Source organism: Streptomyces doebereineriae (genome assembly GCF_031845645.1).
Classification (GTDB): domain Bacteria; phylum Actinomycetota; class Actinomycetes; order Streptomycetales; family Streptomycetaceae; genus Streptomyces; species Streptomyces canus.
The window spans coordinates 878,233-890,435 of record NZ_JAVREZ010000001.1 but is presented as its reverse complement, the minus strand read 5'-3'; the positions used below and the strand labels follow the sequence as shown (position 1 = coordinate 890,435).

12 protein-coding genes and 1 pseudogene are annotated in these 12,203 nt (G+C 68.6%); 8 read left to right on the top strand and 5 right to left on the bottom strand.

Going from position 1 to position 12,203, the window contains the following annotated elements:
* The first annotated feature begins 49 nt into the window (after positions 1–49).
* Positions 50–1,195 (top strand): galactonate dehydratase, encoded by a 1,146-nt coding sequence (gene dgoD, locus RNB18_RS04185; protein ID WP_311712762.1) that lies wholly within the window; start codon positions 50–52, stop codon positions 1,193–1,195.
* Between the two features lie 505 nt (positions 1,196–1,700).
* Here the strand turns inward: dgoD and RNB18_RS04180 are convergent.
* Positions 1,701–2,342, bottom strand: coding sequence for a TetR/AcrR family transcriptional regulator (locus RNB18_RS04180; RefSeq protein ID WP_311712761.1), 642 nt, complete (start codon positions 2,340–2,342; stop codon positions 1,701–1,703).
* A 149-nt stretch (positions 2,343–2,491) separates the two neighbouring features.
* On the opposite strand from RNB18_RS04180, the gene RNB18_RS04175 reads away from it, so the two are divergent.
* From RNB18_RS04175 to RNB18_RS04155, 5 genes are all read left to right on the top strand, one after another.
* A complete protein-coding gene (locus tag RNB18_RS04175; protein WP_311712760.1) occupies positions 2,492–3,412 on the top strand; it encodes an SDR family oxidoreductase in 921 nt (306 codons plus the stop codon).
* Between the two features lie 4 nt (positions 3,413–3,416).
* On the top strand, positions 3,417–4,553 hold the full coding sequence (locus RNB18_RS04170) for an MBL fold metallo-hydrolase (RefSeq protein ID WP_311712759.1): 1,137 nt from the start codon (positions 3,417–3,419) through the stop codon (positions 4,551–4,553).
* Entirely contained in the window at positions 4,550–5,482 is a 933-nt protein-coding gene (locus RNB18_RS04165) for an alpha/beta fold hydrolase (RefSeq protein ID WP_311712758.1), read from the top strand. Before RNB18_RS04170 ends, RNB18_RS04165 begins: the two co-directional genes overlap by 4 nt.
* A 70-nt stretch (positions 5,483–5,552) precedes the next feature.
* Positions 5,553–6,464 (top strand): metal-dependent hydrolase, encoded by a 912-nt coding sequence (locus RNB18_RS04160; RefSeq protein WP_311712757.1) that lies wholly within the window; start codon positions 5,553–5,555, stop codon positions 6,462–6,464.
* A 23-nt stretch (positions 6,465–6,487) separates the two neighbouring features.
* Complete coding sequence (locus RNB18_RS04155; RefSeq protein WP_311712756.1) at positions 6,488–7,588, top strand: PDR/VanB family oxidoreductase; 1,101 nt, start codon at positions 6,488–6,490, stop codon at positions 7,586–7,588.
* 37 nt (positions 7,589–7,625) lie between these two features.
* Here the strand turns inward: RNB18_RS04155 and RNB18_RS04150 are convergent, their stop codons facing one another.
* The 3 genes and pseudogenes from RNB18_RS04150 to RNB18_RS04140 form a co-directional block, all read right to left on the bottom strand.
* Positions 7,626–7,991, bottom strand: a complete 366-nt coding sequence (locus RNB18_RS04150) for a hypothetical protein (RefSeq protein WP_311712755.1) — start codon at positions 7,989–7,991, stop codon at positions 7,626–7,628.
* 352 nt (positions 7,992–8,343) lie between these two features.
* Positions 8,344–9,048, bottom strand: a pseudogene (locus tag RNB18_RS04145) (transposase); the annotation flags it as partial.
* Between the two features lie 225 nt (positions 9,049–9,273).
* Positions 9,274–9,645: a DUF1330 domain-containing protein gene (locus RNB18_RS04140; RefSeq protein WP_311712754.1), complete on the bottom strand. Its 372-nt coding sequence runs from the start codon at positions 9,643–9,645 to the stop codon at positions 9,274–9,276.
* Between the two features lie 656 nt (positions 9,646–10,301).
* Here RNB18_RS04140 and RNB18_RS04135 point away from each other — a divergent pair.
* Both RNB18_RS04135 and RNB18_RS04130 read left to right on the top strand, forming a co-directional pair.
* On the top strand, positions 10,302–11,198 hold the full coding sequence (locus tag RNB18_RS04135) for a phosphotransferase (protein WP_311712753.1): 897 nt from the start codon (positions 10,302–10,304) through the stop codon (positions 11,196–11,198).
* Between the two features lie 45 nt (positions 11,199–11,243).
* On the top strand, positions 11,244–11,465 hold the full coding sequence (locus RNB18_RS04130) for a hypothetical protein (RefSeq protein ID WP_311712752.1): 222 nt from the start codon (positions 11,244–11,246) through the stop codon (positions 11,463–11,465).
* On the opposite strand, the gene RNB18_RS04125 is transcribed toward RNB18_RS04130, so the two are convergent.
* Positions 11,449–12,111, bottom strand: coding sequence for an HAD family hydrolase (locus RNB18_RS04125; protein ID WP_311712751.1), 663 nt, complete (start codon positions 12,109–12,111; stop codon positions 11,449–11,451). The two genes, RNB18_RS04130 and RNB18_RS04125, sit on opposite strands and share 17 nt — an antisense overlap.
* Positions 12,112–12,203: the final 92 nt, after the last annotated feature.

Sequence of the window (12,203 nt, the reverse complement as noted above, 5' to 3'; positions counted from 1 at the left end):
GGCTCGGGGCCGTACACAGCACAGAACACAGAACCCGGAGAACCACCCCATGAAGATCACTGGATACGAGCTCTTCCTCGTCGAACCGCGCTGGCTCTTCCTCCGCATCGACACCGACGAGGGCGTCTCCGGATGGGGCGAGCCCATAGTCGAGGGCAAGGCCCACACCGTCGCCCGCTGCGTCGAGGAGATGTTCGACTACCTGCTCGGCCAGGACCCGGCCCGGATCGAGGAGCACTGGCAGGTCCTTGCCAAGAGCGGCTTCTACCGCGGCGGCGTCGTCCTGAACAGCGCCCTGGCCGGAATCGACCAGGCCCTGTGGGACATCGCGGGCAAGACCCACGGCGTCCCGGTCCACCAACTCCTCGGCGGCCACGTGCGCGACCGGGTGCGCGTCTACGGCTGGGTCGGTGGCGAAACCCCCGAGGAACTGGCCGAGTCGGCGGCCGAGCAGGTGGCCAAGGGCATGACGGCCGTCAAGCTGAACCCCTGCGGCCAGCTGGAACCCCTCGCCACACCTGCCGCCATCAACGCCATCGTGGACGGGGTGGCCGCCGTCCGCGAGGCCATCGGACCGGAACGCGACCTGGCACTGGACTTCCACGGCCGGTTCAGCGGGGCGATGTCCCGCCGCGTCCTGCCGCTCCTGGAGCCGCTCCTGCCACTCTTCGTCGAAGAGCCCGTACTGCCGGAGTTCTCCCGGGACCTCGGCGCCGTAGTGCGCTCCACCTCCATCCCCATCGCCACCGGCGAACGGCTGTACTCCCGCTGGGACTTCCGCTCGGTCCTCTCCGACGGCATCGCCGTGGCCCAGCCGGACATCAGCCACGCCGGAGGAATCTCCGAGTCCCGCCGGATCGCCGCGATGGCCGAGGCGTACGACGTCATGGTGGCCCCGCACTGCCCGCTCGGCCCGATCGCCCTCGCGGCCAGCCTGCAACTCGACTTCGCGATCCCCAACTTCCTCATCCAGGAACAGGCACTGGGCATCGGCTACGGCGACAGCAGCGGACTGCTGGACTACCTCGCCGACATCACGCCCTTCACGTTCCGCGACGGCTACATCGACCGTCCGACCGCGCCCGGTCTGGGCATCACCATCGACGAGGACGCGGTCCGCGCCGCCGCCGAACGCGGCCACCGCTGGCGCAACCCGGTCTGGCGCAACACGGACGGCTCACTGGCCTCCTGGTAGCCCCGGGGCAGGTCCCGGCCGGACGGCCGCATCCGCCTCCGGCCCGGGCCATCCACCCGCCAAGCCTCCAGGTCCCGGAGTCGTCCCTTAGGTCATGGCGACGCGCAGTACTCAATTCTGCTGAATGCGTCCCCACGCGAACACCGAAAGTGACCGCGGTCAGGAGACACAGGGCACTTGGCGGGCCTGGGCATGCGCAGGCGCCCAGCGACTACGGCAGGGTCGGGTCCGGCGCGGGCCAGGTCCCGGGGCGCGCGCCAGCGGGGGCACAGGCGATGGGTGATCCCCCGTCGTTCAGCAGCTCCCACGACGCAACAGGCCCGCCATGGTTCGCAGCCCCTCAGCCCGATCGCCTTGCGTCGCTTCCGAATGGATGATGGGACTCGTCCGACAGTCGATGGCCGACAGGTGCGCCGGGCAGTTGAACAGAGGTCGTGGGTTGAGGTCGTGGGTTGCCGTCCGGTGCAGGTGCAGAAGGGCTCCTGAAGGAGTCCGGGCCGCGTGATCAGGGCTGATCGCTGATGGCTCGGTAGGCCGCGATGTACAGGGTGTGGCACAGGTCGATCAGTTCTTCGACGGTGGCGTTCTGGTGGCCGAGCGTCCAGTCCACGAGGAGTTCGTTGACTCCGCCGACCAGGCTCATCGCGGTCATGGTGAGCCGGCTGGAAGAGGCTTCCGGGCCAGTGGGCGATGCGACGACGGCGGCCACCATCGCGGCGAATTCGTGCAGGACCTCGCGGCGGCGCACTTCGAGGCGGGGGCTGGCGCCCACGACCTCGATGAGCACCAGGCGCGCCTTGCGGGCGTCGCCGGTCAGTGTGCGGATGAACACCTCGAGGCCGGCGCGCAGTTGGGCGTCGACGTCGGGTGCGGCAGCGGCTGCGGCCTGCGCGGTTTCGGCTGTGATCGTAGCGATCAGCTCGTTGTAGACGCCGGCGAGTAGGTCTTCGCGGTCGCGGAACGACTCGTAGAAGTAGCGCTCGGTCAGTCCGGCCTGCGAGCACACCTGCTTGACGGAGACCGAGGCGTATCCGGCCGTGCCGAACAGGTCGAGGCCTGCCTGGATGAGGCGGGTGCGGCGCTCCTGCTGTCGTTGCGCCGCATCGCGTCCGCCGTAGCGCCGCCCGGCTGTCTGTGTGCCGGTCATTTTTCCCCTTCGCAGAGGTGTTGACACCGGTGTGCTCTGAACTGACACTCTAGCTTGTCAGTTCATCTGACATGGCTTCATGTCAGAAACGCAGGGTCGCTCGCCGCTCGGCGTTCCGCTCATGCTCAGGGCAAGGAAGGGGCTCGACCGTGGCAGCACCGCCCAGGCACCCGTACAGGTTCAGCCGAAGAGGCCGCGACAGGCTCCCCCGCACACAACCGCTGACCGGCCGAGTGATCGCGGTCACCGGGGCGGGCCGCGGAATCGGGCGGGCCGTCGCAGCCCGGCTCGCCGCGGCCGGAGCCGCCGTGGCGATCGGCGATCTCGACGCGGCGCTCGCCACGGAGGCGGCCGGTGCCATCGGCGCCCTCGGCGCGCATCCCGGTGGCCGACTGCTCGGGCTGTCTCTCGACGTCACCGACACACATTCCTTCGATGACTTCCTGCGCACCGTCGAGACCCGGCTGGGGCCGATCGACGTACTGATCAACAACGCCGGAATCATGTGGGTGGGCCCCTTCGCGGAGGAACCGGAGGAAGCCGCCCTTCGCCAGTTCGACGTCAACGTCCACGGCGCACTGCGCGGGATGAAACTCGTGATCCCGGGGATGCGGAAACGCGGTCGCGGCCACGTGGTGAACATCGCCTCCGCCGCCAGCAAGGTCGCCCCGGCCGGCGAGGCGACCTACGCGGCGACCAAGCACGCCGTCCACGGCTACAGCACGGCCGTCCGCGCCGAACTGCGCGGCACCGGCGTGCACGTGTCCCTGGTGATGCCCGGCGTCGTGGACACCGAGCTGGCCGTGGGCACCGCGACCGGCCCCACCCGACGCCTGACGACGGATCAGGTGGCCGACGCGGTGCTCGACGTCGTGCTGCGCCCGCGGTTCGAGGTCTTCGTTCCACGCCAGGTGGCCGCCCTGACCCGGTTGGCCGCGGTGCTTCCGGGCCGTGCCCGCGACGCCCTGCATCGCCTCCTTGTCCCCGACCAGCTCGCCGCCCTGTCCGACCGGACGGTCCGCGCGGCCTACGAACAGCGCACCCGGACTGCCCGCCTGCCCGAAGGATGAGCCCGTGACCACCACGCCCAAGCCGGTGCCCAGCGCGAAGAGGGCTGAGGACCTCGCCGCTCCGCGTCCCATCCCCGAATTCGAGGGTGTCCACGACGTATGGCCCCGAGGTGACCGGCTGCGCGCCGTACGCAGCGCCGCGGCCACCTACCGTGAGCGGTTCGTCCAGCAGGGCCGCATCCACGCCGTCCGCAGTTTCGACATCGCCGCCGCCCCGTACCCGACCCGGTTCGGATTCCACGGCGCCGCGCTCGCCGTCAACCCGTTCGTGAGCATCGTCAACCGGATGCTCGTCGTGCAGTTCGACGGCTTCGACGGTGAGCCGAAAACACTGGTGTGGGAGCCGACCGTCGCCGCCGGAACGGCTCAAGCGCCGTTCTACGCCCAGCTCAAGCGGCTGGCGGGGGACTTTCTCACCGACCACGTCTTCGCCCGCTTTTACCAGGACCCGAACACCGTCCTGCCCTCCTGCGGTCTGCGACCCGAGGACGTGGACTTCGTCAGCTTCGACCATCTGCACGTCCAGGACGTGCGCATGATCATGGGAAGTACCAGCACGATTCCCGGCGAACGGGCGCCCCGCGAAGCGCTGTTCCCGCGTGCCCGGTTGTTGGTGCACCGCAGGGAGCTGGGCACCTTCGAATCGGTGCATCCGATGCAGTGGGCCTGGTACGTCGACGGAGGCATGGACGGGGTACCGGACGAGCGCGTCACCGCCTTCGACGGCGATGTCGAACTCGGTGTCGGCGTCAGCCTGTTGTGGACCCCCGGCCATACGGACGGCAACCACTCCCTGGTGCTGAACACCCCCGACGGGGTGTGGGTCTCCTCCGAGAACGGCATCTCGGCCGACAACTGGCAGCCCGAGCTCTCCCGCATCCCCGGGGTACGCCGCCACGCCGCCTTCTACGGCCATGAAGTGGTGCCCAACGCCAACACCCTGGAGGACTCCCTCGACCAGTACGACTCCATGGTCAAGGAGAAGACCCTCGCCGACCCCAGCCGGCGCGATCCGCGCTGGCTGCAGATCCTGCCCTCCTCGGAGCTGGCGCCCTTCAAGCGGCAGTGGCCGGTGCTGCCCAGCTTCTTCCACGGTGGTCTGAACTACGGCGAACTGACCCCTGCCGGTGGTCGCCGATGACCGCCCCGGCCGCGCGCCGGCCGCGCCGGATCGCTGCGGACGGCGTGGAGTTGGCCGCCTACCAATGGGGAGCGTCCACGGATCCTCCGGTGGTGCTGGTCCACGGCTATCCAGATACCAGCGCCGTGTGGCGCCCGGTCGCCGAGCGCCTGGCCGACCGCTTCCACGTCACTGCCTTCGACGTGCGGGGAGCCGGTGCATCCCACCGGCCCAGGGGTCTCCGCGCCTACCGGATGTCCCGCCTGGAAGCCGACCTGGAGGCGGTTCTCGACGCCGTGAGCCCCGACCGCCCGGTGCACCTGGTCGGACACGACTGGGGATCGATCCACTCCTGGGAGTCGGTCACCGGCACCCGCCTGGCCGGGCGGATCGCCTCGTTCACGTCCATCTCCGGACCCTGCCTGGACCACGTCGGCCACATGATCCGTGCCCGCCTCCGGCCGCGGCATCCGGATCTGCCGAAGATGCTGCGGCAGGCCGCACGGTCCTGGTACATCGCCTACTTCCATCTCCCGCTCCTGCCCGCCCTGACCTGGCGAGCACTGGGCCACCGCTGGCGCGCCTTCCTCACCGGCTCCCAAGGCGTACCCGGGCACACCCCCTACCCCGCGCCGACGCTGGCCCGCGACGCCGTGTCCGGCACCGCGCTGTACCGCGCCAACATGCTGCCCCGCCTGCTGCGTCCCCGGGACCGACCGACCACCGTCCCGGTGCAACTCATCATCCCCACGCGCGACTTCTGCGTCACCCCGGTGCTGTCGTACGGAGTGGAGCACTGGACGCACCGGATACAACGGCGCCCGATCGACGCCGGGCACTGGGTACAGCTCAGCCACCCCGAGGAGGTCGCGTCCCGGATCGCGGAATTCGCGCACCGCATCGAAGACGGCTCCCGCAGGGATCCGGACCGCACCGCGCACCCGATCTGACGGACCAGCAGTACTGGACGACTGTCTGACCGCCCCTCCCCCACACCCATCGCTGATGGAGGAACCTGTCATGTTCCGAGCCGCACATGCCCACCCGGAACGTCCGTCCGAGCCCATCGACCATCACGACCTGGTGCTGCAACCCCGGGACGTCACCTTCGACTGGGGCGCCACCCCGCTGCACTGGCTGCCGGGTGAGCCCTTCGCGACCCACACCTTCGATGTGCTCCACCTCATGCTCCCCGAGCTCGAACGCTGGTTCGTGCGCACCTTCGAGCAGGCACTGCCACTGATCACCGACGACCGGCTGCGCGAGGACGTACGCGGCTTCATCGGCCAGGAAGCGATGCACGCCGAGGCGCACCAGGAGGTCCTGGAGCACCTGCTCACCAAGGGGCTGGACCCGGCTCCGTACACCCTGCAGTCCGAATGGATCTTCCGAAGGGTGCTCGGAGACCGGCCGGAGCTGACGCCGGCCGCCGCACACGCGCACCTCCTCCAACGGCTCGCCCTGATCTCGGCCTTCGAGCACTTCACCGCGTACATGGGTCACTGGATTCTCAGCAACGGGCACCTGGACCAGGCCGGCGCGGACCCCGCGATGCTCGATCTGTTCCGCTGGCACGGTGCGGAGGAGGTCGAACACCGTTCGGTCGCGTTCGACCTGCTGGTGCACCTCGATCCCCGGTACCGGCGCCGAGTGGGCGGCATGCTCGTCACCGCTCCGGTGCTGACCCGGCTGTGGATCCGCGGAGTCCGCTTCCTGATGAGCGCCGACCCCGAACTCGACGACCGGGTCAAGGCCCGCTTCCGCGACTACCTGGCCGCGGCCCGCAAGGACCTGCTGCCCCGGCCGGGCGCGTTCGCACGCTCGGTGCTGCGCTACTTCCGCCCCGGCTACCACCCGACCCAGGAGGGCTCGACCCAGCAGGCGGTCGCCTACCTGGCGGCGTCCCCCGCCGCCCGAGCGGCTGCCCAATGACCCGGCAACCAGCAAGGCATCCCATGGGCACCAGCACACCCGTCACTCGGCCGCCGGACCTGTACGGCAGGCCGCGCAGCGACTCCTTCATGCAGAAGCTGGCGGCTTTCAGCGACAACGCGGTCACGCGCCTCACACGGCGCAGCACTCCTCCCAGGCGCCCGCGGGCCACCGAGATGGCCGTGATCCGGGAACTGGTGGTCGCCGCCAAGCACCAGGAGGCCGAGGATGTCGTCTCCCTGCGGCTGGCAGCACCCGACGGGGGAACACTCCCGCCCTGGCAGCCCGGCGCCCACATCGAACTGCACCTGCCCTCCGGCCGCAAGCGGCAGTACTCCCTGTGCGGCGATCCTGCCGACCGGCACCGGTACCGCATCGCGGTGCGCCGCATCGCCGACGGCGGAGGCGGTTCGGCCGAGGTACACGACGCCCTCTCAGACGGAATGCGGGTCGCCATCACCGGGCCCCGGAACGCCTTCCCCTTCGCCGCCGAAGCATCCATCCTGCTCATCGCGGGCGGCATCGGAATCACCCCGATCCTGCCGATGGCTCGGGAAGCCTCCCGACGCGGGCTGGACTGGAGGCTCGTACACACCGGCCGCAGCCGCGGCTCGATGCCCTTCGCGGCAGAGCTGGCCGAACTCGCGGCCGCAGCCCCTGGCCGGGTCTCCATCCGTCCTGACGACGAGTCCGGCGTGCCCGAAGCGGCCGATCTGCTGAGCTCGATCCCGGCGGCGGGTGCGGTGTACTGCTGCGGGCCCGCGCCCATGATCGACGGCGTTCGGCGCGCCTTCGGTGGTAGCCGCGCGGCAGCCCTGCACTTCGAGCGTTTCGCCCCGGCCCCGATCACGGACGGCCGTCCCTTCGAACTCCAACTGGGCGACACCGGACGGGTTCTGCCAGTGCCGTACGACCGCTCCGCCCTGGATGTTCTCCACGAGGCCCTGCCGGACCTGCCGTTCTCCTGCCGCCAGGGGTTTTGCGGCACCTGCCGGGTACGGGTGTCCCATGGCCATGTCGATCACCGTGACCACCGGCTCACCGCCACCGAACGTGCGGCCGGCGCCATGCTGCCCTGCGTCTCCCGTGCACCGGAAGGAGAACGGTTGGTGCTGGAGGTGTGAGCCGGCTGCCCCACGGCCACAACATGATCTTCAGTCTTCACACACCGATGATCGATGGTGGCCGCACCCGTCTCCCTACCGGGTTGGAGTGGTACTCGCAGTGCCGCAATCGTCTGAGTTCCGTGGCTTCAATTTGGTGTGGCGGGGCTACAACCGCCACCAGGTCGACCGCTATCTCAAGGCCCTGTCCGAAGCCGACTCGCCGGTCGGCCCGCCTCCGTTCCAGATCGTGGGACGGGGCTATGACCGCCAGGAGGTTGACGCACGTATCAGGGACCTGCTGGCGGACAAAAACACGGGCTTCCAGTAGGACCCAGTTGCCTCCATTCCGACCGAAGCACGTGATGCGCATGCCGGTCTTGCCGATGTCGATGCCCGCGCAGCCTTCATGGACAAGATCCATGCTGGTTTCTCCCTCTCGCACCGTCCGACGCGTCGCAGCGAACGACCGCCGGGCGAGGATCCGGCAGGAGGGAAGAATCTGCTCCGCGTGCTCGCGGCAACACTTCGGGGTGCCTGCGCCACGTCCTCAGAGCCAGACTTTCGTACAGGCTCGAATCGGCCCCAAGATCGAAAGACGTCAGCCGGGCGGTCGCCCACCCCGATTTTCACGACTCCAGGGTGTCGTCGCCAGAGGTCCGGATGACTCTCTTGAGGGACTGCCTACGGTGTCGCTGGACCCTTTCGCTATCCGGAACTGATGGTGTGGTGGGCAGGCCGGCGGCCGGTTGTCGCGTCGGGTTCCACTGCCCGGGTCAGGTGATGTTGTCGTCGGGACGGTAAGTTGCTGGTCGGCCGTGGGTGGGCAGCAGCGCGAGTCGTTCGAGGGCAGTGGTGGTCTCGCCGGGCCAGGGCCAGTGTTGGGTGAGGCGGAGAATCCTGCGCCGACAGGTGGTAACGAGTTGGGGGCCGCGGAAAACAGGCGGAATCGCAGGCGGCGGCGTTCCCAGCGTCGGGCCCTGCCGGTGAGGGTAGGCACGGGCATCCAGGCCAGCATGTCGAGGGCGATCTGGACGATCTCCAGCCAGACCCTGGGCTGCGTGCGGTGCGAGGTTCCCCCGGCGTGCGGGAGGGGCAGGCGGCGCAGGCCGGTGGCCGGGCGACCCGGATCCGGTCCTCGGCCCGGGCCCGCAGCCGGTGACGGAGCTCCGACTCGGCGATCGGCCGGTCAGGGGTGTGGGCCGCGAAACACGGGATGCGCATGCCGCCCGCGTCCGTGATCCTCAACTGGGCGCCAAAATGAGGCCGTTCCTTTCGGAGGATCAGTCGCATGCCTGTAGCCAGCCGTCCAAGAGCTTGCCGGTGAGCTCGGCGGCCCAGGCCCCGTCAACACGGGCCTCACCGTCGGCCTCGGCTGTCGGGGTCCAGGCTGAGGCGGGGAATTTCAGCACGTGTTCGTGGTTCGCTTCGGTGATCACCATGCCGACCGAGTAGGACAGCCATCGTCCTCGCCTGGCGAGCCTTCTGGATCCACTCCTTGGAGGGGCGGTCCGCCAAGACCTCCTGACACGCCATCAGCCGACTACACTCCGGGCGATGCCTCCTGACCCTGGCCAGATTGCGAAACTCTGCTGGAATACCAACTGGACCGCCGAGCCTCCGATGGAGTCCGCGCTTGCCGGAGGCGTCCTTCGCCACCCGACGACTCGTCAGCTGGCTCATCCGGCTCCGTAGCGATGCGGGATTTAAGGCTTGAGCACCGCCAGTACATCGTCGAGCGAAACGTCGGCGGGGTCACTCATATCGGGGCCATCAAAGGTCTGCCAGACATAGGACGCCGTCCCGCTCTCCCGCAGCGGATGCAAGTCGGCCAAGTCCGGATCGTCCCGGAAGCTGCTGAACGCCTCCTCGGATTCCCATTCAACGAGAAACAGAACCTGTCGCGGCGTGAGGTCGCCGGCTACGTTGTCTCGAAAACGGCCAAACGCCACCATTCGACCGCCATATTGTGGAGCCTCTTCGGGCAAACGGCTGAAGTACGCGAGATACTTCTCCAAGTCGACCACGTCAAACATATTCAGGGCGTAGAACTTCTTCTTCTGTGGATTCGCACTCATTACCAATACCCTCTCCGGTCTCAGGAAACTGGTGTTCGCGGCTCTAGGCAGGCGCGGGGCACCGGCAGCAGGACGCCGTCATTACTCCTCCGCGATGGGAAACCGATCGGTTCCATCATCGTAAACCGATCGGTTTCCGCGCGCAAGTGCGCGCATGGGCATCCAGGCAACGACAGCGTCATGTCCATCGCCCGCTCTGGCGCTCTGAGCGTGCAGGCGGCCCTGGAGAGGCCACCCCGATCCCCCCGGAAGCTCAAGGTCGCAGATGGGCAGCGTGCTCACAGATAGCCATGGCGACACCCCTGAGGACCTCGCCACCGGCCGGATCCACCTTGGCCTCCTGGAACCCGCTCCGGCAGCGGACCTACGGCCGAGAGGGCACATGTCCCTGACGAGCGGCGGAGCATGCGCCAGCCAGCCCGGTGAGACTGGTGATGCGGCCCGGTGTTCGGCGGGGAGCCGGGGTGGGTGCGGCTTTCAGGCTGAGAGGGGTCGGGTGTACTGCGGAGCTTGCGCCATGCCCCGAACCATCCGGAGCGGCGCCATCTCCTGATCTGCAGCTCTCAGAAACCGAATTGGTGATGCCGGAAGGATCACAGTGAGATGTTCGGAGAGCGAGAGCCGCTCCGCCTGCCGCCTCAGTACTGTGACGTCGCATGACCGACACCGAGATCGAGATCACCGCAGACCTGGTGCGCGACCTGCTGCAGGAGCAGCATCCAGACCTTGCGGGGCTGGCCATCCGCGAGGTGGCGGGCGGCTGGGGCAACCAAATGTGGCGCCTCGGGGACGAGTTGGCCGTGCGCATGCAGCGCATGGACCCCACCCCGGAACTCCAGCTCAAGGAGCGGCAGTGGCTCCCGGTGCTGGCCCCGCGCCTGCCGCTCCCGGTGCCCCTCCCGGTGCGGTTCGGTGAACCGTCGGAGCGCTTCCCCAAGCACTGGACCGTGATGACGTGGGTTGCCGGCGAGCCGCTGGACCACGGGTCGATCAGCCGCGGCGACCACGCGGCCGACACGCTGGCGGGCTTCCTACAGGCGCTCCATGTGGAGGCGCCCGCCGACGCGCCGATCGCTGCCGACCGCGGCGCCCATCCGAGGAACTGCACGGACGGCTTCGAGAACTTCCTCCAGGCCGTGACCCTCGACGACATCGTTGCCGACGTCCGGGCCGTCTGGGACGACGCCGTTGCGGCACCTGCGTGGCAGGGACCGCCGGTGTGGGTGCACGGCGACCTCCATCCCGCGAACGTCGTCGTCTCGGACGGGACGCTCTCCGGCATCGTCGACTTCGGTGACATGTTCGCCGGCGATCCGGCATGGGACCTTGCCGCCGCATGGGTGCTGCTACCTGCGGGCACCGCTTCACGGTTCTTCGACACGTACGCGCATGCAGACGAGGGAGCCATCCGGCGCGCCCGCGGGCTGGCCGCGATGAAGAGCCTCTTCCTGATGCTCATGGGGCAGAACGGAGATCGGGGTCTTCCCGGCGGGAAGCCGCACTGGGGACCTGCAGGCCGGGCGGCACTCGATCGTGTTCTGAAGGGCGTCTAGGGCGTGCGTCGAAAGTGGATCTTGGACATGAGGTGATCTTGATTCGTGGCGCGGGGAGATCTGACGGACGAGCAATGGGCCGCGCTGGAGCTGCTGTCGCCGACGGGCAAGAAGGCCGGGCGGCCACCGAGATGGACCAGGCGATCGTCACGCTCCGACCGAATATGGACAAGCCAAGAGCAGCTGCTTGATATCCATAGGGGCATCAAGCTCGCGTTCCGCTACGAGGCAACCGTCCTCGTCGCGGCCATCAACGAGTGGCTGTGACCAAGCGGCTCAAGACGGGGAGCACGCATCGTAGGTCGCCGCCATCCATCGTGACGGTCGCCGCCGCCCGTGCTCCTGTCGAGGCATTGAACGCCACGCTCAGCCCGACGGAAGCGAACAAGGGCAGGTCGGAACGGCTGTCTCCGATGGCCCCGCACGAGTGGGGAGCCAACCCCAGTTCTCGGGCTCGCGCGAGGGCGAAATCTCGTTTGTCGTACTCGTCGAAGTGGCAGGCGACGCGGCCCGTGAACCGGCTGTCGATGGTCTCCAGCCGAGGTCCGCTGAACGCGTGGAAGCCGAAGCGGTCGGTCAGGTAACTGCCGACCGGCGACCAGGCGAGAGTTGCCAGCACGGGCACCAGCCCGTTCCGCCGGCACCAGCCCACGGTCTCCGTGATGCCCGAGACCAAGGGAAGCCCATCGAGCCAGCCAGAGACTTGTTCTTCGGACACACCCGCCCAGCCCTTGGCATCCAGCTCGGAGACTTGTCGATTGTCCAGGTCGCCGGAGGCGTAGGCGTCCTCGGCCTTGGCCAACGCGTCCCGATGGCCAAGGAAGCCAGCAAGAAAGACCGACGAACTCGTGCGTGGGACGAGAGTGCCGTCGACATCGAAGAACACGGCGCCCGCATGATCGGATGAGAACACCGACCAAGGATGTCACCGCCACGCGAGACGCCAGATCCGGGGCGCCCCGCGTACTTCCGATACACGCCCTGGCAGGACTCCGTCGGGTCTGT